Genomic DNA, 24,671 nt, shown 5'->3' with positions numbered 1-24,671 from the left:
TTAGTTGAACTCTGTTTAGCTTCATATCCTATGAGTAATTCTAATGATTGAAGACGGAGTGTTTTATAGAAAAGTAGTATAATAAAGACTTAGACTGAACGGAGTGAGGAGGTTGGTCATTTACTTGCGGAAAGCGTCCGTCTGAACGAAAAAATAAAAAACTTATCATTAGTTAAAATTAATTATAGAACGTTCGTGTTTTTTGCTTTGTGAAGAATTCGTGAAATTAATTTATTTTAATAATATAAAAATTATAAAAAACGTCACATTGTCCTTGTGGAGAGTACATATTGTGACGATTTTATGTCAATTTCGTTTGTAAACGATTACAATGGGTGCATAATATAAGTGTTTTATTTTAAAATAAAAATCAATGATATATAATTGACGAATAATATTTTGCAAGAATATTTAAATAATATGATTATATTTTGTCAAAATTCAACATGATGGGAGACAACAAGATGAAAACCATAATTGATGCTGTTTACAACTTTTTATGGGGACCGTGGATGATTTATGGGATTTTACTAGTTGGATTAGTATTTACTATCTTAACTAAGGGTGTACAAGTTAGATTCTTAAAAGACATGTTCGGTCAAATTTTCCATGGTAAAAAATCTGATGCAGGCGTTTCTTCATTCCAAGCCATGTCGATGGCGCTATCTGGTCGTATTGGTACAGGTAATATTGCTGGTACAGCTACAGCAATTGCTTTCGGGGGTCCTGGTGCTATATTCTGGATGTGGGTGACAGCTTTCATCGGTGCAGCAACAGCTTATGTAGAGTCAACACTTGCTCAAATTTATAAAGAAGAAAAGAATGGACAGTATAGAGGTGGTCCCGCGTACTACATTCATCATTTTACTGGTAAAAGATGGTTAGGTATGGTTTTTGCCATTGCGGCATTAATCGCAATGTCAGTTCTTCAACCGACTGTACAATCAAATGCAATTGCTGATGCGATGAAAACAGCATTTAATATTCCACACTGGGTATCAGGTTTAGTTGTTTGTCTAATCTTAGGGACAATTATTGTTGGTGGTGTTAAACGTATTGCTAGCGCAGCGTCTGTCATCGTACCTTTTATGGCAATAGGATATATTTTAGTGGCAGCAATTATTATTATTATTAATATTGATCAAGTACCTGCAATATTTGGCCTGATTTTCCGCAGTGCATTTGGTGCAGAGCAAATATTTAGTGGTATTTTGGGTGCAGCGATTGCATGGGGAGTTAAACGTGGTATATATGCAAATGAGGCAGGACAAGGAACAGGTCCTCACTCATCTGCAGCTGCAGAAGTATCTCATCCTGTAAAACAAGGTTTAGTACAAGCTGCTTCTGTCTATTTAGATACATTCCTAGTTTGTACAGCTACAGCATTCATGATTTTGTTTACAGGTATGTACAATGTACAATTAGATAATGGAAAAGGTGAATTTTTAGTAGAAAATATACCGGGTATTGATGCAGGTACAGCTTACACACAGGCAGCTGTAGATGCAGCATTTCCAATCGGTGGTTTTGGAGCAGCTTTTGTTGCCATTGCATTATTTTTCTTCGCATTTACGACAACAATGGCGTATTACTATATTGCTGAAACAAATGTTTCTTATATCTTTGATGGAAAAAAACAAAAAATTGGAATCCGTTTCGTTCAAATATTAATTATTTTAGCAACATATTTCGGTGCAGTAAAAACATCTGAATCTGCATGGACTCTTGGTGATATCGGTCTTGGTATAATGGTTTGGGTAAATGTCATATCCCTAGTATTCTTAGTAAAACCGACGCTTATTGCACTTAAGGATTATGAACAACAGAAAAAAGCTGGTAAAGATCCAGAGTTTGATCCTGTGAAACTTGGTATTAAAAATGCTACTTTTTGGGAAGAACGACTTAAAAAATAATGTTTAGATAAAAGGTGTCTGCAGTTCAATTGCAGACACCTTTTCTACTTTGATTGAGACAGAAAATACAAAAAAACCTCTTGGAAATTACAACGATGAATTTTCTAAGTTTCCTCCATCTTTATAGACACTCTTCAATGCTGCTTCCTCTGCGGATATTCTCACAAACATCATAACCATATTTAAAATAGTAAATAGAACCGCAGTATAATATGCTTGGAAAATTAATGGGATAACTGCAATCTCTAATGCGACAATCAAATAATTGGGGTGGGGTAGCCATTTATAGGGCCCTTTCTTTACTAAGTTTGCATCCGGCAACACAATAATTTTCGTATTCCAAAAATGTCCTAATGACTTGATAGCCCACACTCTACCTACTTGTAGTAGCAAAAAGGATGCGAGTAACAAAATCCATAATGGATTAAGGGATGCATTTTTTACGTAGTGTTCAATGAATAGACTGCACAAGAATGATACATGCAGTAAGACAATAAATGGATAATGTGATTGCCCGAATTCAATAGCTCCACGTTCTTTCATATAATGCTCATTCGCTTTAGCAATACGTAACTCTACGATTCTTTGAAGACAGATGATTGCAAACACAATGAAAAATAAAATGTTCGTCACTCCCATTTTAGTAAGACTAGTTCACCGCTAAATCCAGGACCGAGTGAAGCCATAATTCCAAGTTCACCAATTGCGGGTTGCTGCTCCATAACATGTTTTAAAACAAATAGCACTGTAGGCGAGGACATATTGCCATGCTGTTGTAAGATGAAAGAACTTGCTGCTAATAATTCTTTTGGAAGCTCCAAAGCTGTTTCGTATGCGGCGAGCACTTTTTTACCTCCAGGATGAGCGATGAATTGGCTGATATTTTGTAATGATTGTCCATTTTTCTGAAGAAAACTTTTTACAAAAGGTGTAAGCCATTTTTCAATAATCATAGGAATGCTTTTAGCGAAAATTACGTGTAGGCCGTTATCTTCAACACGCCATCCCATAACATCTTCTGAATTTGATAGTAGTCTAGAAGCGGTGTTTTTAATAGAAGGTAATGCTTTTCCACTAGATAATTTTACTTGATCGCCGCATACCAAAGCACAAGCAACACCATCTCCGAATAATGAGGTTCCAATTAGGTTGCTTTTATTTAAATCCTCTGGTTGAAATGTTAGGCTGCATAATTCAAGACAGATGACTAATACCAACGCTTCAGGGTGTGCTAAACAATAATCATTTGCACGACTTATTCCTGAAGCGCCACCACCACAGCCAAGTCCCCATATAGGAATACGTACGACATCTTCAGAAAATGATAGTTGGTTCATTAATCGTGCTTCGATGCTAGGTGTTGATATCCCTGTAGTCGATACGAAAATAAGCGCATTAATATCTTTAACATCAATAGAAGATTCAGCTAAGCAATCTTGAATTACGCGAGCGCCATAATCTGTTGCCAATTCAATATATAGATCATTTCTTTCAGAGAAAGAATGATCCTCTTTATACCACTCTATTGGCATAGCGAGCTGCCGATTATGGATTTCTGCATTCTGAAATACTTTTAAATAACGTTCAAGTCTTTCCATTCTACCAGCGAAAAGTTGATGTATAAATTCTTCTGCCTTCTCTTGGGGAATTTGATGTGGAGGAGAGTATGTACTGACAGCATGAATCTTTGGCATATTGGATTTAAGCTCCTTTGTATAATAAGATGTTATTAGTCTATACAATTACGGGTTCATATATGCCGGAAAAAGTAGAGTTAGAGGTTTGTGCATACAATAGAAAATTTAAAGGTTGAAATAGTGCTAGAGGAACACGGAGGCTACATCCTTTTTTATGTATTAGTTTTGGTTTACCAGATTTATTATTAGGATTACTAAGCAAGTTATGCAGAATGTTCTCTTAAGTAAGGGACGTTTAAACTAAAGATGAAAAATAATGATTATTACATGAAATGACACCTTAAACCAATAATTTAAGGTGTCATACAATAAATATTATAGATTCTTCATTTTTTCAAGTGCAATGATAAAAGGGGGATCATTTTTTTGATTGATAAATTCGTATCGTAGTACATGAACTTTTTTCTGAGGTAAATTGCTGACGTATTCAATAACTTGATCACGTTCCGTTTTACCCCCGTCATGTCCGTAATAAACAACTAATACAATCATGCCGCCTACTTTTAAAAGACTTAACAAATTTTCGATGGCTTTTAAAGTAGTGCTAGGTTTTGTAATGATTTCATGCTCGCTACCTGGTAAATAACCTAAGTTGAAAATAGCAGCACTAATCGATTCTTTTACATATTGGGCAACGTTTTCGTGACCATCTAAAATTACTGAAACACGGCTAGCTAATCCTTCTTCGTCTAAACGACTCTTCGTGGAATCCACAGCTTGCTGTTGGACATCAAATGCATATACATGACCATGTTCACCAACTAATTGAGCAAGAAAGGCTGTATCATAGCCGTTACCAGCAGTAGCATCTACGACTACATCATCAGCTTCAACAGTATCTTGTAATAGGAATTGTGCGTATTGTAAGACGCGTTGTAGTTTCATCGTGACTTCACTTCATCGGCTTTGTAGAACTTACCTTGCCAGCTTCCACGGCGTTCAAGCTCAGCATCGATGCCATTTAAAACTTCCCATTTGTTGACTGACCACATTGGTCCAATCATTAAGTCAATTGGGCCATCACCAGTAATTCGTTGCACGACCACTTCTGGTGGAATCACTTCTAATTGGTCGGCTACTAAATTGATATAGGCATCTTTGTCCATTAATTCAAGCTTCCCTTTTTCGTATTGCTTAACGAGTGGTGTGCCTTTTAATAAATGTAGTAAGTGGATTTTAATGGCTTGGACATCTAATTTTGCCACTTCTCGTGCTGTTTCCATCATCATATCGTAGTCTTCTAGAGGTAAACCATTGATAATATGGGTGCAGACGCGAATGCCATGTTTACGAAGTTTTTCTAACCCTTCTACATAAGTAGCGTAATCATGAGCACGATTGATCAAATTGGCTGTACGTTCATGAACTGTTTGTAATCCAAGTTCCACCCATAAATACGTACGTTCATTTAATTCAGCTAAATAGTCTACAACATCATCTGGTAAACAATCTGGTCGGGTAGCAATACTTAGACCCATTACACCCTCGCAAGCAAGTGCCGCTTCAAATTTTTCTTTTAAAACAGGGAGAGGTGCATGCGTATTTGTATAAGCTTGGAAGTATGCCATTGTTTTGCCGTCTTTCCATTTATGTTGCATTTTTTCTTTGATTTTTTCGAATTGAACAGGGATTGGGTCTACGCGATCTCCTGCGAAGTCGCCTGATCCAGCGGCGCTACAGAAAGTGCAACCACCAAAAGCAACAGTGCCATCACGGTTTGGACAATCAAAACCTGCATCTAAGGCAACTTTATAGACCTTGCAACCAAATTCATCTCGTAAGTAACGGTTCCATGTATAATAACGTTTCCCATCAGAAGGAAAGGGGAATTCATTGTTTTTAATTTCAGTCATAGTTTCACTCCTCAAGTTCTTATTCTATCACGGACTTGTAGAAGTGGACGAATACTTTATCTGTTACAGAAAGAAAGTTAGAAATTTGTTGTAGATGGTTGTAGTTTTACAAAAGGTTGATACGATTGCTTAGATATTCGAATTAAATGGAGGACTTAGTAATGCCCAGAAGTGTCTGGTTATTAATTATTGGGATGCTTGTCAATACGGTAGGTAATTCATTTTTATGGCTCCTTATCCTCCCTTCGGTCCGGTACCACAAATTTAGATTGACAACCGCCTCATGTCTCTCTTCTTATTTTGAGGAACTATCACAAAAAGTCGGTCAAAATAAAAAAGAGACGGTTGGAAATCACAAAGAAAAGAAGCAGAAGAATTACTCTTTACGAAAGACGATAAAAAAATATCAATGCAATCTTCCAATAACCATATGTCACTAAGCAAAATCGAAAAAATAAAAAACGATTTGAGTAGGTCCTTCCTCGTTTTAGGTACGTCGGCTTGGCGACATCCTAGCACCGCCAAAATTTCTCCACGCAAGGGCTTGAGGGTGGAGATTTTTTCGAGTGATTTTCTCGAAAAAATACTACCCCGTCCCTTGTGTGGAGAAAAGCCCTTATATAGAGAGTGAGAAGTAGTGAGAAGGCAAACACTTTTAAAAGTGTAAAAAAGGTTGATATATAGGGTTTTATAGAGTTTTTCGTGTGTATCGAAAACAATACATATGAAGTTGTATTTTTATTACATTTTTGTTAATATTGACATTAAAATATAACTGTGAAAGAGGTTTAAATTATGAAAAAAATAGTATTATCTTTTATTATCGGTATATTAATTTTGAGTGTACTTCCCTCAACAAGTAATGCATCTAATGAAATTGGTGCAGGTTTTGGAAAAAGTCCTGAGAAAAAAGGAGTTATAATATATTCAACAGTAAAAATATCAGGTGAAAAAATCACTGATTTATATATGAGTGTAAAAACAGCAAGAAATTACGCTGAATCATTACCACCTTCAAATGAAAGACAAACATTAGCATTTATCGCTGGTCTTGGAATTGGTGCAAAATCACCACAGGCTGCAGCTATACTAGGAATGCATGAACTTACAGATTCTATGAATAGAGGAACTGCAGCAACTAAAATCAGAAAATATACAAATAAAAATCAAAAAGTTCATTTTACAATTTATCAAAGTTTCTACATGGGTAAAGCTCTAAAACCTCAATTTACTGTAAAACGCTGGGATGGTAAAATTAGCGAAATAAAAACAGAAAAAGGATTAAAGGTAAATAAAAAAACTTATTTATATAAATAAGTTTTTTTATTTAATATATTTTATTTTTTTGGAGGATGATCATCTAAAAGAATTTAGCAGGCGCATCAGAAAGGAAATGAATCTATTTAAATTTGCAAGAATATTCCGTCTTTGAGAAAATGATAGAAAAGGGGGAGTGGAAAGTGAAGATAATTTATCGGTCTGCAGAAGAAGCCATATCACAAGTAAATGACGGAATGACTATTATGGTAGGTGGCTTTGGGCTTGTAGGTATTCCAGAGCAGCTTATAATGGCCCTTGCTCAGAGTAGAGTAAAGGATTTAACGGTCATCTCTAATAACTGTGGTATTGATGATTGGGGTCTTGGATTGCTATTAAGAAATAAACAGATTAAAAAAGTGATAGCTTCATATGTTGGAGAAAACAAAGAATTCGAACGACAAGTATTAGCGGGTGAACTAGAAGTTGAACTAATACCACAAGGTACTTTGGCAGAAAAGATACGTGCTGGTGGTGCGGGAATTCCTGCTTTTTATACACCTGCTGGGGTTGGTACGCCGATTGCAGAAAGCAAAGAAATTCGCAACTTTGGTGGAAAAGAATATTTACTAGAAGAATCTTTAGTTGCTGATTTTGCGTTGGTCAGAGCTTATAAAGCAGACCATCTAGGGAATCTACAATATAATAAAACAGCACAAAACTTTAATCCAATTATGGCAACCGCAGCGAAAATTACAATAGCTGAAGTGGAAGAATTTGCTGCAATAGGCGAACTCGATCCTGGTTATATTCATACGCCGAGTATCTATGTTCAAGGAATGCTTCAAGCAAAACAACAAAAGCGCATTGAAAAAGTGACGACTCGTTCATAGGAGGAGAAGACATGAATATTCGTGAAAAAATTGCTAAAAGGGCTTCGCAGGAGATAGCCGACGGAAATTACGTGAACCTAGGAATTGGAATGCCAACACTTGTTGCTAATTATATAGAAGAAAAAAATGTTATTTTACAATCGGAAAACGGTCTTCTTGGTATTGGACCTTACCCAACTTCAGATAAAGTAGATCCAGACTTAATCAATGCTGGAAAAGAAACCATCACAACTGTACCAGGAGCAGCTTTTTTTAGTAGTGCAGAATCTTTTGCCATGATTCGAGGGGGACATATTGATGTTGCCATTCTAGGGGGGATGGAGGTTTCTGAAAAAGGAGACCTTGCAAATTGGATGGTTCCAGGAAAGATGATTAAAGGTATGGGTGGAGCAATGGATCTCGTACATGGTGCAAAAAAAGTGATTGTCATCATGGAACATAATGCAAAAGATGGGTCTCCAAAGATTAAAAAGACTTGTGATTTACCGTTAACAGGTAAAACAGTAGTTGATTTAATCATTACGGAAAAAGCGGTAATTGAAGTCACAAATAATGGGCTCGTATTAAAAGAAGTGATGGAAGGTTTTAAAGTTGAAGATGTACTTCGTGATACAGGTGTGCAGTTGAATATTGATTTAATCCCGAAATTTTCATAAATTTACTAAATCTCTTGTCAATTTACGTTACTTCGATTAGAATAAGATTCAATAATGATATGACTGTGAAAGGGAATAGTAGGTTTATCTTGATTTTGTAGAGAGCTAACGGTTGGTGTAAGTTAGTAAATCGGTAAATTGAACTCGCCCGGGAGTCACAATGGTGAAATAAATGATAGCCATAGTCGTTTTCCGCGTTAAGGAATCAAGTTGAGTGCTTACACTAATTTGGGTGGTACCGCGGGAGATTTTAAACTCTCGTCCCTTTTTCAAGGGACGAGAGTTTTTATATTTCACGGCATTCTTCATATTAGAAGCAAACTAACTATCGTTATTTTACACAAGAAGGAGGAGTTACCATTGAATTTCAATCATCAAGAAATCGAGAAAAAATGGCAAGCTTACTGGGCTGAACACGAAACATTCAAAACAGTAAATGACGAGTCAAAACCTAAATTTTTTGCATTAGATATGTTCCCATATCCATCAGGGGCAGGTCTTCATGTAGGACACCCTGAAGGCTATACTGCAACAGATATCTTATCTCGCTTCAAACGTATGCAAGGCTATAATGTAATGCATCCAATGGGCTGGGATGCATTTGGTCTTCCTGCTGAACAATATGCACTTGATACAGGAAATGACCCTGCAGAATTTACACAAAAGAACATCAGCACATTTAAACGCCAAATCCAAGAACTAGGTTTTAGCTATGATTGGGATCGTGAAATTAATACAACAGATCCTGAATACTATAAATGGACTCAATGGATCTTCATCCAATTGTATAAAAAAGGTTTAGCTTACATTGACGAAGTAGCTGTTAACTGGTGTCCAGCACTTGGTACGGTGCTAGCAAACGAAGAAGTGATCGATGGTAAATCAGAACGTGGTGGTCATCCAGTAGAACGTCGTCCGATGAAACAATGGATGCTTAAAATTACTGCATATGCTGATCGTCTAATTGATGATTTAGAAGAAGTTGATTGGCCAGAAAATATTAAAGATATGCAACGTCACTGGATTGGTCGTTCTGAAGGTGCTGAAGTCGATTTCAATATCAAAGATACGGATAAACGCTTCCGCGTATTCACTACACGCCCAGATACATTGTTTGGTGCTACTTACACAGTACTTGCTCCAGAACATGCATTAGTAAAAGAAATCACGACAGATTCTCAACGTGAAGCTGTAGAAGCATACCTTAATGAAGTGAAGATGAAATCGGATCTTGAACGTACTGATTTAGCAAAAGAAAAAACAGGTGTCTTCACTGGTGCATACGCTGTGAATCCTATTAATGGTAGAGAGATTCCAATTTGGATTGCAGACTATGTATTAGCTAGCTATGGTACAGGTGCAATCATGGCCGTGCCAGCACATGATGAACGTGACTATGAATTTGCAAAACAATTCAATTTACCGATCATCCCTGTTCTTGAAGGTGGAGATGTTGAAAAAGAAGCCTTTACTGAAGATGGTCCACATATCAACTCAGATTTCTTAAATGGTTTAGGCAAAATGGAAGGGATTACGAAAGCAATCGCATGGCTTGAAGAAAACAAAGTCGGCGAAAAGAAAGTTTCCTACCGTCTACGTGACTGGTTATTCTCTCGTCAACGCTACTGGGGTGAACCGATTCCTGTCATCCATTGGGAAGATGGTACAATTACAACAGTTCCAGAAGAAGAACTTCCATTAGTTCTACCAAAAACTTCTGATATCCGTCCAAGTGGTACAGGTGAATCACCACTTGCAAATATTGATGAATGGGTAAATGTTGTAGATCCTGTTACAGGTAAAAAAGGACGTCGTGAAACAAATACAATGCCACAATGGGCTGGCTCAAGCTGGTACTTCTTACGCTATATCGATCCACATAACAAAGAAGTAATCGCTGATCCAGAGCTACTAAAACGTTGGTTACCAGTTGATATTTACATCGGTGGTCAAGAACACGCAGTACTTCACTTGCTGTATGCTCGATTCTGGCATAAAGTTCTTTATGATTTGGGTGTTGTACCAACAAAGGAACCATTCCAAAAACTATTCAACCAAGGTATGATCCTAGGTGAAGGTAACGAAAAAATGTCTAAATCGAAAGGGAATGTTGTAAACCCAGACGATATCGTAGCTAGTCATGGTGCAGATACACTTCGTTTATATGAAATGTTCATGGGCCCACTTGAGGCTTCTATCCCTTGGTCTACAAACGGATTAGACGGAGCACGTCGTTTCTTAGACCGTATCTGGCGTCTATTTATCAACGAAGAGAATGGCGAACTATCAGATAAAATCCAAGCATCAAATGATACAACTTTAGAAAAAGTGTATCACCAAACAGTACAAAAGGTGACAGATAACAACGAACATATCCGTTTCAATACTTCAATTTCTCAAATGATGGTCTTCATCAACGATTGCTATAAAGCTGAAGTTGTACCAACAGCCTACGCTGAAGGATTCGTCAAAATGTTAGCACCAATCGCTCCTCACATTGCTGAAGAACTTTGGGGAAAACTGGGTCACACGGAAACAATCACCTATGCTGAATGGCCAACATTCGATCCAGCCAAACTTGTAGATGATGAAGTCGAAGTCGTTGTTCAAGTTAACGGAAAAGTACGTGCTAAACTGATGGTTGCAAAAGATGCATCGCGTGAAGATCTAGAAAAAGCTGCACTTGCTGATCAACACGTAAAAGAAAATATCGAAGGCAAAGACATCAAAAAAGTTATTGCTGTTCCTGGTAAACTTGTAAACATCGTTGCAAAATAAACCAAATTAAAATTTTCCATATCCAATGTAGAAACAGTCTAAGCCATAAAAACCTTCTTCTCAAAACCAATTTGAGAAGAAGGTTTTTTTCAAGGAAAAGGCCAATCAGAAAAAATAGCTTTTTACTTGTGGATACTAAAAATATCCAATTGATTGCCTGATTAATTGTTACTATAATAGTATATATACAAATTTTAACTATATAGGAGGAAAATATGAAAAGTATACGATTAGTACTATTAATAATGATTGCATTTGCCATTCTTGGTCATTCTAATGAGGTGAATGCTTTTGATGGTGAAGAATCATCAACGATATTGATTCCTAGTAATTTAGAAACTTTAGAAGTCGGAGAAAAGGAGGATTTAGCAATTACGGTAATAACAAATGGTCAATCAACAACAGTTAACAGTAATATCACTTGGACGAGTTCAGATCAATCTATAGCAAAGATTGATTCTAATAAAATTATTCCTTTAAAAAAAGGGAATATTGTTTTAAATGTTGTATATAAAAACATTTCTACAAATTTTAAAGTAAATATTACTGATACGAAAGCACCTATTTTGTCAGGTGTTGACAATAAGACTATCTATAAAGGAACAGTATTTAATGCTAAAAAAGGTATCAGTGCAAAAGATGCGAATGATGGTAATATAACAAATAAAATTAAAATAAGTGGAAAAGTAAATAGTAACAAAATAGGTACTTATAAATTAACATATACTGTTGTAGATTCTTCAGGGAATAAAACAACTAAAAATCGGACTATTACAGTAAGAAGAGCATTGAAAGATAGTTTTTATAAGGAAACTGTTGATGGATGGACTATGTACGGACATAAAAACATTATTAATAAGAAGGGTGATTTTATTTATAAAAACAATATTGCTCTAATACCAACAATGGATAAAAAATATGTCTATCTGTTATTAGTTACTGAACATCCAAAAATAAAACCTAGCCAAATTAAATTTACAATCAATAAGAAAAGTAAAATTATAAAATTAAAGGAAAATGGGGCTTCTCTCACGAAATCAGAAATAGCATTTTTAAAAAACAACATTACAAGTAACAGTATTGTAGAGGTTGAATTAAAAAATTCTAAAAGCAAAGTGAAGTTTAAGCTCAATCAAAAACAAGTTGATGCATTAATTGATAGTGTAAAGTGGACCTATTTTTTATAAAATAAAAGTCTTTGTCATATGAAAATTATAAAATTAAAAAGGTTATCCAGAAAGCTATAAAACTAATTGTGTCCTCTTGCGCATTTAAAGAAAATTGCTCTTCCTCACAAAAGTGGGGAAGAGCAATTTTTTACGTAATTTAAAAACTAAATTTCTTATTAAATTATACTTTTTTAGCCAACTACTTTTTTGATATTTTATCGATTAGTTAGGGAAATAAGTTCTCTAGTCGGTTTTCCTTCTTTAGTTATTTTAATAATACCTACATTTGGTGCAAGATACATTTTGATCTCTCCATAATTGACTCGCACAACATTTTTGAAGGTTCCTGCCTTTACTGTAAAAGGTTTTATTAGAATGTTCATTTGTACAGGAGTTGGTCCCATAAAGTAGTATTTTTTATTGTTGATTACGGGATACTCAAGTAACGTCAATCCCTCTGCATTAGCAGAGTACATAGTAAGGCCACGTGCCCCTTCAATCATGTGTAGTTGGTCTGGATTATCCAGATATAGTTTTTTACCTTGATACCAAATATATGAATTTTTATTAATATATCCTAAGGAGGGGCTAGAAGTTTTTCCATTACTCCACATATAATCGTATTCACTAGAATATGTGAGTAATGCAACACCAGTATTATGATATTTATAAACCTTTTTTGGATTCATGGTATAGCTTATTTTTTGCTTTTTTAAGATATTTAAATTAACGCTGTAGATATATCCTATTTTTCGTCCATATTTAACTTTTGCCCAGCCGTTAGGATAAATAGAATACAGAAGAATCTTATTGTTAATATTAAGCTTGGCTATCTTAGTAGAGTTTGAACTTGTTTTTTTATAAAGATGTGTCGGATAGATTACTTCACCACTCATTGTTTCAGCGTGCGCTTTTGGCTGCTGTGCTACAAATAAACCAATGACAAGAATGAGAGCGATAAGATATTTCAGGTAAGTTAGTTTCATCATACAATTCTCCTTTTAATAGTTTGTCTTTAGTTTACTTATATTAATATACGCTCAGTAATATTCCACCTAACTATTTTTTATGTGTAGGTAAACTAATTATTAAAGATATAAATTACCTTAATGTGGAGATAATTGGAATTGGTGTTTAGTGGATATACTAAACACCTTCCTTAAATTTTTGAAGTTTAATTGAAACTTTCAAGGACTTAAATCGTACATAATAATAAATCAAATATTCGAGAAGAGGTTATTTTGAATGGAATCACAATTTCCGAAGGTTCTTCGGTTCTTTACCTTGCTATGGGCAGTGACGGCTGTTGGGTTATTTGCAGGGGTTTTTGTTCCGCAATCACTGGTTATGCCAATCAGTATTGCAACAGTTGTTTTACTTATTATTGTTATGTTTAGTCGTGCTGCAAGAAAAGCCAGCAAATTCATTTCAATTTTGTTTGCTTTCTTGACAGGTATTACGTTATTTAGTTTATTAAACTTTTATATTGGTGCTTTAGGTGGCAATCTAGTTCTTGTTATCTTTGGTACAACTGCAGCTATATTTATTGTGACTGGTCTTATTGGTTACAATACAAAACGTAATTTAGGTAACTGGGGTAAGTTTTTATTTATCGTATTAATCGGTGTGTTTATCTTCTCTATTATTACAATATTTGTCGGTTTTAGTAATCTTGTTATGGTGATTGCTAGTGCGATTGGTGTACTCCTATTTGTAGGCTACACATTGTATGATATGAACCAAATTGCCCATAACCATATTAGTGATGAAGAAGTTCCACTTGTTGCATTAAATCTTTATTTAGACTTCATCAACCTATTTACAGAGTTACTAAAACTTGTTTACTATTTGAAAAATATTTTTGATGAAGATTAATCATTTACTAAATAGTGAAAGCTAATCATATGGCTTTCACTATTTTTTTGTTTTCGCTAGAGAAAAAGTAGGTTTTAAATCAATTACAAGATTTATTTTTCTTTATCGAAGATTCAGATATATTTCAGTTTAATGTAGTAATATTAAAGTACTATTTTCAAATTAGAAGGTGAGAATATGAAAATTCTTATTGCTGAAGATGATATGAGGTTGTTGAAGAATATTGTTTTTATGTTAAAAAAGGAACGATATTTAGTTGATGGTGTAGAAAACGGTATTGAAGCATTGGAAAAAGCATTTATTGAGGAGTATGATTTGATCATTTTAGATTGGATGATGCCCAAAATGGACGGAATCATTGTATGTCAGGAGTTACGAAAAAATGGATATGAAGGTGGCATTTTGATGTTAACTGCTAGAGACGATGCACAAGATGTGGTTCAAGGCCTAGATATGGGAGCAGACGATTATCTGATTAAGCCTTTTAAGATGCAGGTGCTATTAGCAAGAATCCGTGCAATTTTGCGTAGAAAAAACAAACCGATCGAACAAATTATTCAACTGCAATCATATGAACTGCATATAGATGCAAGAGCGCTTTTCAAGAATCATGAGAAAATTGAATTAACAAAAAATGAGTTTTTATTATTAGAATATCTATTTATAAATAAAGGACGTATTTTAACAAGGGAACAAATTTATGACCATATTTGGGGATATGACGAGGAAGTATCGAATAATGCACTGGATGCATTAGTGAAATTAGTTCGAAAAAAAATAGATGATGGTGAACAACCTTCTCTTATTCAAACAGTAAGAGGGATTGGTTATAAATTGAGAGATGCCTATGTTTAAACAAATTCAACGAAAACTAACAGTGCAATATTTAGCCTTTTTCTTACTATTTATATTTTTACTAATGATTGTTCTCTATTTTGCTATTATTGCGATTGTACAACAACAGCAAGTACAAGAACTTAAATTATTCCACCAAAAGGAGCACTATCATTTAATGGGGGATAATATTAGAAAAGATAGAGAAATCGAATATGATGCAAACAGAATTTATTTTTATTATATTTTCACAAATCGCCATAAATTAGTGCACGGGGACGAATCTATTCATGGACTTAGTAAAGATATTGACCAACTAATGGTAAATGCAAAAGATGATGATCCACAATCTATTGAGTGGAAAGGGGAACATTTACTACTGTTAAAATATCATCAACCTTTAAATTCGAATGGAAATTATATGATTATTGGACAATCTGTTACGAAAGAATTTCATTTGTTAGAGAGAATGATGTACGCAATTATTATTCTTACTTTGATTGGTATAATAATTATTGCTTTTCTTAGTCACTATCTTGCAGGTAAAGCAATGGTACCGATTAAGCAGTCTTTTGATCGTCAACGCAAATTTGTATCAGATGCGTCACATGAATTACGAACACCTTTAACAGTTTTCTATAGCTCTTTGGAAGTATTAGAAAGTGATGACGAGAATCGATTCAGTGCTTTTGGAAAAGAAGTAATAACTGACTTAAAAGACGAAGCACAACATATGGAAACATTGCTAGAAGGTCTATTATTTTTAGCACGTTTTGATCAAAATAAGTTGCCTATTAAGAAGGATTCAATTGTGCTATCCGATATAGTTAAAAATATGACAAAGTCCTTTGAAAGAACTTTACCAGAATCAATCAAACTTAAAACAAAAATAGATGGCAAAATACATTTTATTGGCGATGAAACAAAAATTCGAGAAATGCTATATATTTTACTTGATAATGCGGCTAAATTTACGGAGCAAGGGTTTATTAATGTGTTTCTCTCAAGCTTTAATAATAAAATTGAGCTAATCGTTGAAGATTCAGGAATAGGAATAAGTGAGCAAGATACACAACATATTTTTGAACGATTTTATCAAGCTACAAAAAATCAACAAAAAGAGGGGACAGGTCTAGGTTTGGCCATTGCGCATGCCATTGTTTTACAACATCAAGGCCATATTTCCGTAGAAAGTAGATTAGGACAAGGAACAAAATTTATTGTTTCATTGCCAATACAAAATAAAAAAGATTAAATCTTTATAAATAATAAGCATTAGTTCATTGCGACAAAAGGTATCAGAGGACACATATTCTCTAATACCTTTTGTCTTTTTTATGTATTTTTAATCGTATTTGTTTTTCAAAGTAAAGTCTCTGATGAGATATGTTTTTTGAATTTATCAATATTTATTCAGACTCATTTCATAATGAGTATTTACACTGTATATGAAGGGAGCGGATAAAGTTGAAAAAATGCATAGGATTATTTCTATTAATACTGATTTTTGGTACATCGGGAGGTGCTTATATTGCACATGCAGATGAGGATCATCACGAATATTACGAAGAACATGAAAAGCATGATGAAAAAGAGCATGATCATGATGAAAAAGAACATGATGACGATGAGGAAGAATATGAAAATAACTACGATAATGGATATTCTGAAGATAATACGTATACATCTGAACAAGGTGGATGGAATATTTGGACCCGATCTCTAGTTCAAAATACGGATACGTTACCTATTAAAAAGGCAAAAAAAGCAACTTTTAAAATTGATAATAAAACGCTTGGATTTTATATTATTCCTAAAAACGGAGAATTATTTGTCCCAGCCCAAAAACTAACGAAAGCTTTAGGGGGGCAGTCAACATATTACGAAACGTCGAAGATTTTGATTACAAAGATTAAGGATCATCAGCTCATTTTCAGAGCAGATACAAATGTAGTTTATGAAAATATGTTTAAAACACCAATGTCAGCAAAAGCTTTTCATTTTAGCAAGGATATTTATGTACCAGTAAGCGTCATCTTAAATTCTTTTGGCTATTCAATTGATTGGCAAGAACAGCAACAACAATTTATTTGTCAAACCATATAAGGAGGAATCGGAACATGAATGACACAAAAAAAGCAAAGTGGCTTATCGGTTCGTCTGCAGTTCTTTTATCAGCAGGATTGTTAACTCAACTGAACGTCAAAGGAACTACGGAAGACAATACTACCTCTAATAACCAACAAGTGATAATCGACCAATCCAAGGTAAGTAAAAAAGAAAAAGAATTACTTCAACTTGATTGGACAAATTTTGAAATAACAAAAGTTCCCACAGTAAAACAAGATCGCCAAACAAGAAGATCGTAAAGGTGAGACAAATGGAATCCATGACATTGAACATAATGAATACCGACTTTTATATAGAAGTACCAGGGGCTTCTGAAAATTGGAAAGAACCAGTTTCAAAATGGCTGCAATATGTCGCGCAAGAATGGTCACGATTTATTCCAAATAACGAATTAGATCAGATCAATCAATTACCTGTTGGTAAAACATTAAAAATAAATGCATCGTTGTACGACTGTTTAAAAAAGTCAAATCACTTTTATGAGCAAACAAATGGGTTATTTTCACCCTATTTAAAAAATCAATTAGTAAAACAGGGATACAATCAATCTTTTCCTTTCAGTTCAGTTGAAAGTCATGAAGAAAGGTTAGATCCAATAGTGAAAGATCCATTGCACTTTTTAGGGAACCAACAAATATATAAAACTTCGAATCAACCAATTGACCTTGGTGGTTTTGCAAAAGGCTATGCTGTGGAGCAAATAAAAAAGTGGCTGCAAATACATGGCTTTAGTTTTGGTATTGTGGACGGTGGAGGTGACATAGCGATGTGGTCTGATGGCGAAAAAGAATGGTCAATAGGCATTGCCAATCCCTTTAACGGAACAGAGATGGGAAGTATTAAAATACAAAATGGTGCTATTGCCACATCTAATAGAATATATAGAAGCTGGATTTATCAACAAAAAGAAAAGCATCATATTTTGAATGGACAAACAGGAAAAGCTGCAGAGACTAATATAATACAAGCAACAGTTATTACAGATAGTATTTACAAATCTGAAGTTGGTGCCAAGTTAAGTTTTTTGATGAGCGAACTACAGCTAAATAAATGGTTTGAAAACAGTGGCTGGCGTGTGGCACGATTTATAGTCGATCAAGATGGAAAGACTAAATGGATTAAAATGGGAGATGGGAGATATGTTTAATACTTGGGAGTGGATTCGCATATGCGGATTTCTCGCGTATTTTTACTTTACCGTTTCGGTTATTTTTGGTCTATTTCGAAAATCACCATCAATTACCAAACAAAAAAATTTATTATTTCACTTACATCTAAGTGCTGGTTGGCTTGGATTACTAGCCCTCATCATGCACGTTTTGCTACTTTTAATTGACCATTATCAACCCTATAGCATAATAGAGATTTTGGTACCATTTACTGCTAAATATAAACCTCTTTTATCAGCTATTGGAACTATAAGTTTGTATGTTTTTTTAGTTGTCATAATGACATCCGATCTTTTAATTAGGAAAATGAATCGTCAGCTTTGGAAGTCTATCCATTTTCTTGTACTTCCTGCATGGGTTATGATTTTCTTACATGGTGTATTCATCGGTACAGACAGTGCAAATCCAATTATACAGTTATTTTATATTGTAACAGGTAGTATCATCATTATTGCAAGCTGTCTTCGAGTTTACGGAACGTATACTAAAGCGACAGCTGCATCATTAAGTAAAAAAGAGTAAATATCAACTCGATATTTACTCTTTTTTTTCGTCTCTACAGACCTCAAAATTGATAAATCCATGAAGTTGTAACAAAAAAATCTTAAAGTTCTATTAAAAAAAGAAATAACATGAAGAACAATGTTAAATTAAATTAGGGGTATTTTTTAGAAGAAACCTCTTTATATAGTTGAAGAGAATTCAATTAATACGCAGTATTAGTTATTAAATAACTTTAACAATTGGAAATTAAAGTTATCTTCATCATTTTAAAAAATTCTTTAATTGTGCACAATAGATAGAAGTTGGATATCATTTACATTGGCAAAAAAAGGAGTGTTCAAATATGGTAAAACGAGTTTTAGTAGTTGAAGATGAAGTTCAGATTGCGAAAATATTGAAACTAGAGCTTGAATATGAAGGATATGAAGTAGTAGTTGCTAATAATGGGAAATTTGGATTGGAAGTAGCTCTTGAAGGGAAAATTGATTTAGTACTATTAGATATAATGTTACCTGAGATGAATGGAATTGAGGTATTAAGAAGAATAAGGAAAGAAGATGAACTTATGCCGGTCATTCTACTAACTGCTCGTAATATGACGATGGATAAAGTGACTGGATTAGATCTAGGGGCGAATGATTATATTACAAAGCCCTTTGAAATGGAAGAGTTGCTAGCAAGAGTGCGTTCTTGTCTTCGTCAAAATACAATTATCTCGAATGTTTCAAATAATGATGATTCCATTGTATCGGTTAGAGATTTAACTATTAATAATGATACGAGAGAAGTAACAAGAGGTAATTCTTCCATATCATTAACCCCAAAAGAATTCGAATTACTTGTGTATTTGGTTTCACGTAAAAATAAAATAGTAACAAGAGATAACATTCTTAAAGATGTCTGGGATTACGATTACGAAGGCGATACAAATGTAATAGATGTTTACATTTGGCATTTGAGAAAGAAAATCGACGAAGGATTTGAAAGTAATGCCATCATTCAGACCGTAAGAGGAGTGGGTTACATAATAAAGGAGAATTAAGTAGATGAAAATTAATAATAAAATCAATTTGATTACAACAGCATGGATCATTTGTTTGCTAGTCATCGTTAATATCGTAGTGTTTTATTCTTTTATGAGTGTCACTGTCAATGTAGAAAAAAAGATAGTGCTGCAAAATGCGAGTGCAATATTAGACGATATTAATGATAGCGATTCGGATGCAGTAATTGAAAAAAAATTATCAAAATATTTAACGCGTGGATCATATATTCGAATACTAGATAATCATTCGAACATCATACATCAAGTTACAAACAACAAGCAGTTGGCAAATAAAATAAAAGGGGAATTTACTAGAAAAACCAATTCAGAACGCTATTTAATTCATCTATCTCAAAAAGAAGAACAAATTCTCGTTGTAAGAATACCAATTGAATCTAATGGTCAAGTTATTGAAACCTTGGAAATTGGGGAAAAATTAGTGGGTTTAGAATTAGGTAAAGATGTATTATTATCTATTCTAATCTTCTGTACTTTTTTTGGAGCTCTAATTTCTCTCATTGGGGGAAGATGGTTAGCGAATATCATCATTAGACCCGTCTCTAATATGATTGATACAATGGAGGAAATTGAACAAAGTGGTATTACGAAAAGAATGGTTATCGATCAGCAACCTAAAGACGAATTACAGAAACTGGCTGTAACCTTTAATCGCATGATGGATCGATTAGATATCAATTTAGAAAAACAACAGCAATTTATTTCAGATGCCTCTCATGAACTGAAAACTCCAATTACTGTTATTAAAAGTTATGCAGATTTCTTACGAAGACGTGGCATTCAAAACAAAGAAGTAGCACTAGATGCAGTCGAAGTCATTTATTCGGAAGCAACTAGAATACAACAAATGACAGAGAAATTTTTAGACTTAGCTAATACTGATTTGGAAAATGCATTAGAAAAGAAATCAATAGACCTAATAACATTAAGTCAGGAAATAGTTAAACAGCTTCACAGCACTTATAAGAGGGATTTGGTATTACATTATGAAGAGACACCAATTACGGTAATAGCGGATGAGTTAAAGTTAAAACAGGTGATCATTATACTTCTTGATAATGCAATCAAATATAGTGCGGATAAAATTGATGTTTTTTTAGAGAATCAAGAAAATCACACAATTATTCGAGTAAAGGATTATGGAATAGGTATACCTGAGGACGAAATAAATAATGTCTTTGAGCGATTTTATCGAGTCGATAAAGCAAGAAACAGAGAAACTGGTGGTACAGGGTTAGGTTTATCAATTGCAAAAAATATTATGAAACAACATAATGGGGAAATTAAAGTAAATAGTATTGAAGGAATTGGTACAGAGGTGGAGTTATTCTTGCCGAATAATTGATTCCGATGTCAGCAAAAAATCTATTGAAAAGAGCTGTTATATAAGTGATATATTTATTAATTTGTGGTGTAATTATAATAGTATTATTCCTTTGCTATGGTCCTTTGCCTACTGTACTTATTCGAGTATCTGAGCGGGGAATTTCAAAAAGAATACAAGCAAATGGTATGGCCATTACTTTCGATGATGGACCAAATGCTGTATATACACCACAATTGCTCGATTTATTAAAAAAGTATGATGTAAAAGCTACTTTTTTTGTTGTGGGCAGCAATGTTAAAAAGAATCCAGAAATCGTTAAACGTATGGCGGAGGAAGGGCATACGGTAGGCATTCATCATTTTGACCATGTTTCGAACTGGATCATGTCTCCATTTCGATTAAAGAAACAATTGGAAATGACTGAAAAGGCAATAACTGAATGCACGGGTGAAAAGGTTTCTTTCTATAGACCGCCATGGGGACATTTTAATATTTTTTCTCTAGCTGTAAGTAAAAAATACAATAAAATCATGTGGTCAAATATTTTCGGAGATTGGAAAGCAGAAAAGGCTAAACATGGCTTGCTAAATGAATTAAGAAATTCGGTGAAGGAAGGTGCAATTTTCGTGCTCCATGATAATGGGGATACATTGGGAGCTGAAGAAGAAGCACCGGGTTATATGATTCGGAATTTGGAAATTTTCCTTAAGGAATGTAAACAAAAAGACGTACAATTTATAACATTAAAAGAGCTAAAAGAATAGAGGGTGTTATGAGTATAGATACAATTACGCAATATATTGGTTCATATGGCTATTTAATCCTTTTCATCTGTTTATTCTTTGGAATTGTAGGGATTCCTGCTCCAGAAGAATCCCTACTGTTTTTAACAGGAATATTAATTAGTCATCATCAGCTTTCAATGGGACCAACTATTGTCATATCAGATTTAGGGGCTATTGTAGGGATGCTTACTGCATATATTTGCGGAAAGTATTTAGGGATACCTTTTGTAAGCAAATTTGGAAAATACATTGGCCTTACAAATGAAAGGTGGAGCACTATAGAAAACAAGTATAAGAAAAGTGCCTACAAAACAATAACATTCGGTTATTATTTACCGGGGATTCGCCAATTAAGTCCTTATTTTGCTGGGGTTGCCAAAATCCCATTTCTTCGTTTTTTACTATTGTCTTTATTAGGCAGTATTCTTTGGACAGTTCCGTTTATTTTAGCGGGATATTTCACTGCGGAAACTATTAATATCAATCCAAAATATGTACCTTATTTTGGGGTTGTATTGTTCGTGCTATTTTTAATTTATCTTCTTATAAAGAAAATGGTTTCCAAAAAAAAATAATTATATCTAACACAAAAAGACGTTCATCAAGTAACCAAATTATGTAGAGAACGTCTTTTTTAATGGATTCATTTTTACAAAGAAAACTTTTTAAAATACCAAACCAAAAAATTGTCTTTAATCCATACATCTAAATGCAAGCTGAAAGTTAGATTAAAAATAAATTAAAAGAAAAGATTTTTACAAAATCAGTGGTATTGTCTAATTGTTAAGTTTAAGAATAATATTTATTAAATTAACAACTAGGAATTGAAAATCTTTTCTTAGTGAAAAGGAGTTAATTATAGTGAAGAAAATACTATTCTTTCCACTTTTACGAATGCAATCTGGGCATCATCAAGTTGCAGACGCAATAATGGATTTGTTAAAAACTAGAGCTGAAGAAATTGAATTAAAAAAAATAGATTTGATGAGCTATACAAATAAATCATTAGAAAAAATTATTTCAAGTGGTTATTTAAAATGGATTCGATATGCTCCAGCAACTTATAACGTAGTATACAAAAAACACTTCTACGCGCAAAAACAAACTAAAAGTGCCTATAAATTTTATCAAGGCTTATTTCTAAAGAAAATGGAACAGTTGATTGAAGAGGAAAAACCAGATGCAATTGTTTGTACTCATGGATTCCCTTCTTATCTTTTAAGCCAACTAAAAATGCAAGGAAAATGTAATATTCCAGTCATAAATGTCTATACAGACTTTTTTATCAATAATGTTTGGGCAAAAGACGGAATAGATTATCATTTTGTACCAAGTCAAGAAGTAAAAGAAAATTTAATTGAAATGTATAAAATCCCTGGAGAAAAGATTATTGTCACAGGTATTCCGGTCCATGAGGAAATTATTAAAACTACTCATAGAAAGTTTAACGCAGAAAAGCCACAAATATTGATAGCTGGAGGAAACAGTGGTCTAGGTGGGATATTAAAATTATCTGCTGAAATGAAGAAATCACAACAATTTAATTTCACGGTACTTTGTGGTAACAATCAAAAACTATACGATGAAATTTTATCTTGGGATTTAGATCATATCAATCCATTACCTTATATTTCATCAAGAGTAGAAATGAACAAAATTTATGATGAAGTTGATGCAATCATTACAAAACCAGGTGGCGTTACAATAAGTGAAGTATTGAAAAAAAGACTTCCAATTTTTGTTCATGCATATTTACCTGGTCAAGAAGAAATTAATATGACCTACTTAAAAAAACAGCAGCTTGTTTTTGAACTTAACCAAAAAGATACATTGGAAAGTCAACTAAACAAGATTTTAAAGGATGCTAATAAAATGAAACAATGGGAAAAATCAATTGATCTTTTTCAAAAAGGATTAGAATTGGAAACACCAGAACAAATGGTGGATGTGATGAATTGGATTTTGAACAAAAATTCAACAAGTATTCCTTTATATTCAGTTAAACCTTCAATACATCTACAAGTGGCTAGGGTATAAGAGGCATATAAGGAGGATTTACCTTGGGAGATATCATAGCCTATTTTAATCAGTATGGATACCTAGTACTACTTATTTCACTCGCGCTTGAAATGATTGCTGTTCCTTTGCCAGGTGAAGTTATTATGAGTTATTGTGGATTTCTTGTATTTCAAGGCCAGTTAGATTGGACCCTAAGCATACTTATTGCTTGGTTAGGCTCATCGATTGGCATTACGATTTCATATTGGGTTGGTTATAAACTTGGAACGCCTTTTTTAGAAAAATACGGAAAGTTTCTATTGTTAAAACCAGCGAGAATTAAAAAAACATCTGAATGGTTTGGAAAATATGGTGGGAAATTATTGGTGATTGCTTATTTTATAACTGGTGTTAGACATGTGACAGGATATTTTTCAGGGATTACACGACTTCCGTATATAAAGTTTGCAATGTTAGCATATAGTGGTTCTTTAATATGGGTAACTGTTTTTATTAGTGCTGGGAAGTTATTAGGACCCCAATATCAAAAAGTTAGTTCAATACTAAAACCATATCTTATCAACGGGGGAATTACTTTATTAATTATTATCGCGGTAATTATTATCTATAAAAAATTCCACGTCCAAATTAATAAGGCTGTATGTCAGTTAATAAACATTATTTTCCATCAATCACATAATACTAAAAGATAAGAGTTGCTTTACTGATTTTGATGTTTGAATTAAGTAATCATGAGATAAATTTTGATG

General features: G+C 33.8%; 24 protein-coding genes and 1 other annotated feature. Of the genes, 19 read left to right on the top strand and 5 right to left on the bottom strand.

Translation table 11 applies throughout. From position 1 onward, the window contains the following. The first annotated feature begins 464 nt into the window (after positions 1 to 464). Positions 465 to 1,913 (top strand): alanine/glycine:cation symporter family protein, encoded by a 1,449-nt coding sequence (locus ACIQ4I_RS11300; protein WP_403096073.1) that lies wholly within the window; start codon positions 465 to 467, stop codon positions 1,911 to 1,913. 87 nt (positions 1,914 to 2,000) lie between these two features. Here the strand turns inward: ACIQ4I_RS11300 and ACIQ4I_RS11295 are convergent, their stop codons facing one another. The 4 genes from ACIQ4I_RS11295 to mnmL all read right to left on the bottom strand — a co-directional run bounded on the left by ACIQ4I_RS11295 (position 2,001) and on the right by mnmL (position 5,463). Continuing rightward, entirely contained in the window at positions 2,001 to 2,552 is a 552-nt protein-coding gene (locus ACIQ4I_RS11295; RefSeq protein ID WP_403096072.1) for an isoprenylcysteine carboxyl methyltransferase family protein, read from the bottom strand. Further along, positions 2,543 to 3,607 carry a type III polyketide synthase gene (locus ACIQ4I_RS11290; protein WP_403096071.1) on the bottom strand — a complete coding sequence of 355 codons (1,065 nt, stop codon included), beginning with the start codon at positions 3,605 to 3,607 and terminating at the stop codon, positions 2,543 to 2,545. Before ACIQ4I_RS11290 ends, ACIQ4I_RS11295 begins: the two co-directional genes overlap by 10 nt. Positions 3,608 to 3,925: 318 nt before the next feature. Beyond that, on the bottom strand, positions 3,926 to 4,495 hold the full coding sequence (mnmM, locus tag ACIQ4I_RS11285; protein WP_403096070.1) for a tRNA 5-(aminomethyl)-2-thiouridylate-methyltransferase MnmM: 570 nt from the start codon (positions 4,493 to 4,495) through the stop codon (positions 3,926 to 3,928). After that, positions 4,492 to 5,463: a tRNA modification radical SAM protein MnmL/YtqA gene (gene mnmL / locus ACIQ4I_RS11280; RefSeq protein ID WP_403096069.1), complete on the bottom strand. Its 972-nt coding sequence runs from the start codon at positions 5,461 to 5,463 to the stop codon at positions 4,492 to 4,494. The genes mnmM and mnmL overlap by 4 nt, the downstream gene beginning before the upstream one ends. Before the next feature lie 795 nt (positions 5,464 to 6,258). On the opposite strand from mnmL, the gene ACIQ4I_RS11275 reads away from it, so the two are divergent. The 5 genes from ACIQ4I_RS11275 to ACIQ4I_RS11255 all read left to right on the top strand — a co-directional run bounded on the left by ACIQ4I_RS11275 (position 6,259) and on the right by ACIQ4I_RS11255 (position 12,234). Continuing rightward, positions 6,259 to 6,780, top strand: coding sequence for a hypothetical protein (locus tag ACIQ4I_RS11275; RefSeq protein WP_403096068.1), 522 nt, complete (start codon positions 6,259 to 6,261; stop codon positions 6,778 to 6,780). Between the two features lie 143 nt (positions 6,781 to 6,923). Then, on the top strand, positions 6,924 to 7,613 hold the full coding sequence (locus ACIQ4I_RS11270) for a CoA transferase subunit A (protein WP_403096067.1): 690 nt from the start codon (positions 6,924 to 6,926) through the stop codon (positions 7,611 to 7,613). Positions 7,614 to 7,624: 11 nt separating this feature from the next. Continuing rightward, the gene (locus tag ACIQ4I_RS11265) at positions 7,625 to 8,269 is read left to right on the top strand and encodes a 3-oxoacid CoA-transferase subunit B (RefSeq protein WP_403096066.1); all 645 of its coding nucleotides are present in this window, start codon (positions 7,625 to 7,627) and stop codon (positions 8,267 to 8,269) included. Between the two features lie 56 nt (positions 8,270 to 8,325). After that, positions 8,326 to 8,538 (top strand) — a binding site (T-box leader). 91 nt (positions 8,539 to 8,629) lie between these two features. Beyond that, positions 8,630 to 11,047, top strand: a complete 2,418-nt coding sequence (gene leuS, locus ACIQ4I_RS11260; RefSeq protein WP_403096065.1) for a leucine--tRNA ligase — start codon at positions 8,630 to 8,632, stop codon at positions 11,045 to 11,047. Positions 11,048 to 11,262: 215 nt separating this feature from the next. Beyond that, the gene (locus ACIQ4I_RS11255; RefSeq protein WP_403096064.1) at positions 11,263 to 12,234 is read left to right on the top strand and encodes a DUF5011 domain-containing protein; all 972 of its coding nucleotides are present in this window, start codon (positions 11,263 to 11,265) and stop codon (positions 12,232 to 12,234) included. Positions 12,235 to 12,431: 197 nt separating this feature from the next. On the opposite strand, the gene ACIQ4I_RS11250 is transcribed toward ACIQ4I_RS11255, so the two are convergent. Continuing rightward, entirely contained in the window at positions 12,432 to 13,205 is a 774-nt protein-coding gene (locus ACIQ4I_RS11250; RefSeq protein ID WP_403096063.1) for a hypothetical protein, read from the bottom strand. A gap of 256 nt (positions 13,206 to 13,461) precedes the next feature. On the opposite strand from ACIQ4I_RS11250, the gene ACIQ4I_RS11245 reads away from it, so the two are divergent. The 13 genes from ACIQ4I_RS11245 to ACIQ4I_RS11185 all read left to right on the top strand — a co-directional run bounded on the left by ACIQ4I_RS11245 (position 13,462) and on the right by ACIQ4I_RS11185 (position 24,614). Beyond that, complete coding sequence (locus ACIQ4I_RS11245) at positions 13,462 to 14,091, top strand: Bax inhibitor-1/YccA family protein (RefSeq protein WP_403096062.1); 630 nt, start codon at positions 13,462 to 13,464, stop codon at positions 14,089 to 14,091. A gap of 177 nt (positions 14,092 to 14,268) precedes the next feature. Further along, positions 14,269 to 14,946 carry a response regulator transcription factor gene (locus tag ACIQ4I_RS11240; protein ID WP_403096061.1) on the top strand — a complete coding sequence of 226 codons (678 nt, stop codon included), beginning with the start codon at positions 14,269 to 14,271 and terminating at the stop codon, positions 14,944 to 14,946. Then, positions 14,939 to 16,180, top strand: coding sequence for a sensor histidine kinase (locus tag ACIQ4I_RS11235; protein WP_403096060.1), 1,242 nt, complete (start codon positions 14,939 to 14,941; stop codon positions 16,178 to 16,180). The genes ACIQ4I_RS11240 and ACIQ4I_RS11235 overlap by 8 nt, the downstream gene beginning before the upstream one ends. Before the next feature lie 212 nt (positions 16,181 to 16,392). After that, positions 16,393 to 17,031: a stalk domain-containing protein gene (locus ACIQ4I_RS11230; RefSeq protein WP_403096059.1), complete on the top strand. Its 639-nt coding sequence runs from the start codon at positions 16,393 to 16,395 to the stop codon at positions 17,029 to 17,031. A 14-nt stretch (positions 17,032 to 17,045) separates the two neighbouring features. Continuing rightward, entirely contained in the window at positions 17,046 to 17,294 is a 249-nt protein-coding gene (locus ACIQ4I_RS11225; protein ID WP_403096058.1) for a hypothetical protein, read from the top strand. A gap of 11 nt (positions 17,295 to 17,305) precedes the next feature. Further along, entirely contained in the window at positions 17,306 to 18,202 is an 897-nt protein-coding gene (locus ACIQ4I_RS11220) for an FAD:protein FMN transferase (protein WP_403096057.1), read from the top strand. Continuing rightward, positions 18,195 to 18,746 carry a ferric reductase-like transmembrane domain-containing protein gene (locus ACIQ4I_RS11215; RefSeq protein ID WP_403096056.1) on the top strand — a complete coding sequence of 184 codons (552 nt, stop codon included), beginning with the start codon at positions 18,195 to 18,197 and terminating at the stop codon, positions 18,744 to 18,746. Before ACIQ4I_RS11220 ends, ACIQ4I_RS11215 begins: the two co-directional genes overlap by 8 nt. A 325-nt stretch (positions 18,747 to 19,071) precedes the next feature. Then, a complete protein-coding gene (locus tag ACIQ4I_RS11210) occupies positions 19,072 to 19,770 on the top strand; it encodes a response regulator transcription factor (protein WP_403096055.1) in 699 nt (232 codons plus the stop codon). Between the two features lie 4 nt (positions 19,771 to 19,774). Continuing rightward, positions 19,775 to 21,136 carry a sensor histidine kinase gene (locus ACIQ4I_RS11205; protein ID WP_403096054.1) on the top strand — a complete coding sequence of 454 codons (1,362 nt, stop codon included), beginning with the start codon at positions 19,775 to 19,777 and terminating at the stop codon, positions 21,134 to 21,136. Positions 21,137 to 21,180: 44 nt separating this feature from the next. Continuing rightward, positions 21,181 to 21,882: a polysaccharide deacetylase family protein gene (locus ACIQ4I_RS11200; protein ID WP_403096053.1), complete on the top strand. Its 702-nt coding sequence runs from the start codon at positions 21,181 to 21,183 to the stop codon at positions 21,880 to 21,882. Between the two features lie 8 nt (positions 21,883 to 21,890). Then, on the top strand, positions 21,891 to 22,478 hold the full coding sequence (locus ACIQ4I_RS11195; protein ID WP_403096052.1) for a DedA family protein: 588 nt from the start codon (positions 21,891 to 21,893) through the stop codon (positions 22,476 to 22,478). Positions 22,479 to 22,764: 286 nt separating this feature from the next. Next, complete coding sequence (locus tag ACIQ4I_RS11190; protein ID WP_403096051.1) at positions 22,765 to 23,940, top strand: MGDG synthase family glycosyltransferase; 1,176 nt, start codon at positions 22,765 to 22,767, stop codon at positions 23,938 to 23,940. A gap of 23 nt (positions 23,941 to 23,963) precedes the next feature. Beyond that, positions 23,964 to 24,614 carry a DedA family protein gene (locus ACIQ4I_RS11185; RefSeq protein WP_403096050.1) on the top strand — a complete coding sequence of 217 codons (651 nt, stop codon included), beginning with the start codon at positions 23,964 to 23,966 and terminating at the stop codon, positions 24,612 to 24,614. The last annotated feature ends 57 nt before the right edge of the window (positions 24,615 to 24,671 follow it).

Origin of the sequence: Rummeliibacillus sp. NPDC094406, assembly GCF_044763875.1 — a bacterium.
Lineage (GTDB): Bacteria > Bacillota > Bacilli > Bacillales_A > Planococcaceae > Rummeliibacillus.
This window is presented reverse-complemented; position numbering and strand designations above follow the sequence as displayed.

Coding starts and splice junctions, on each gene's coding strand:
- ACIQ4I_RS11300 (WP_403096073.1), top strand. CDS start 465: ATGAAAACCATAATTGATGCTGTTTACAACTTTTTATGGGGACCGTGG.
- ACIQ4I_RS11295 (WP_403096072.1), bottom strand. CDS start 2,552: ATGGGAGTGACGAACATTTTATTTTTCATTGTGTTTGCAATCATCTGT.
- ACIQ4I_RS11290 (WP_403096071.1), bottom strand. CDS start 3,607: ATGCCAAAGATTCATGCTGTCAGTACATACTCTCCTCCACATCAAATT.
- mnmM (WP_403096070.1), bottom strand. CDS start 4,495: ATGAAACTACAACGCGTCTTACAATACGCACAATTCCTATTACAAGAT.
- mnmL (WP_403096069.1), bottom strand. CDS start 5,463: ATGACTGAAATTAAAAACAATGAATTCCCCTTTCCTTCTGATGGGAAA.
- ACIQ4I_RS11275 (WP_403096068.1), top strand. CDS start 6,259: ATGAAAAAAATAGTATTATCTTTTATTATCGGTATATTAATTTTGAGT.
- ACIQ4I_RS11265 (WP_403096066.1), top strand. CDS start 7,625: ATGAATATTCGTGAAAAAATTGCTAAAAGGGCTTCGCAGGAGATAGCC.
- ACIQ4I_RS11255 (WP_403096064.1), top strand. CDS start 11,263: ATGAAAAGTATACGATTAGTACTATTAATAATGATTGCATTTGCCATT.
- ACIQ4I_RS11250 (WP_403096063.1), bottom strand. CDS start 13,205: ATGATGAAACTAACTTACCTGAAATATCTTATCGCTCTCATTCTTGTC.
- ACIQ4I_RS11245 (WP_403096062.1), top strand. CDS start 13,462: ATGGAATCACAATTTCCGAAGGTTCTTCGGTTCTTTACCTTGCTATGG.
- ACIQ4I_RS11240 (WP_403096061.1), top strand. CDS start 14,269: ATGAAAATTCTTATTGCTGAAGATGATATGAGGTTGTTGAAGAATATT.
- ACIQ4I_RS11235 (WP_403096060.1), top strand. CDS start 14,939: ATGTTTAAACAAATTCAACGAAAACTAACAGTGCAATATTTAGCCTTT.
- ACIQ4I_RS11225 (WP_403096058.1), top strand. CDS start 17,046: ATGAATGACACAAAAAAAGCAAAGTGGCTTATCGGTTCGTCTGCAGTT.
- ACIQ4I_RS11220 (WP_403096057.1), top strand. CDS start 17,306: ATGGAATCCATGACATTGAACATAATGAATACCGACTTTTATATAGAA.
- ACIQ4I_RS11215 (WP_403096056.1), top strand. CDS start 18,195: ATGTTTAATACTTGGGAGTGGATTCGCATATGCGGATTTCTCGCGTAT.
- ACIQ4I_RS11210 (WP_403096055.1), top strand. CDS start 19,072: ATGGTAAAACGAGTTTTAGTAGTTGAAGATGAAGTTCAGATTGCGAAA.
- ACIQ4I_RS11205 (WP_403096054.1), top strand. CDS start 19,775: ATGAAAATTAATAATAAAATCAATTTGATTACAACAGCATGGATCATT.
- ACIQ4I_RS11195 (WP_403096052.1), top strand. CDS start 21,891: ATGAGTATAGATACAATTACGCAATATATTGGTTCATATGGCTATTTA.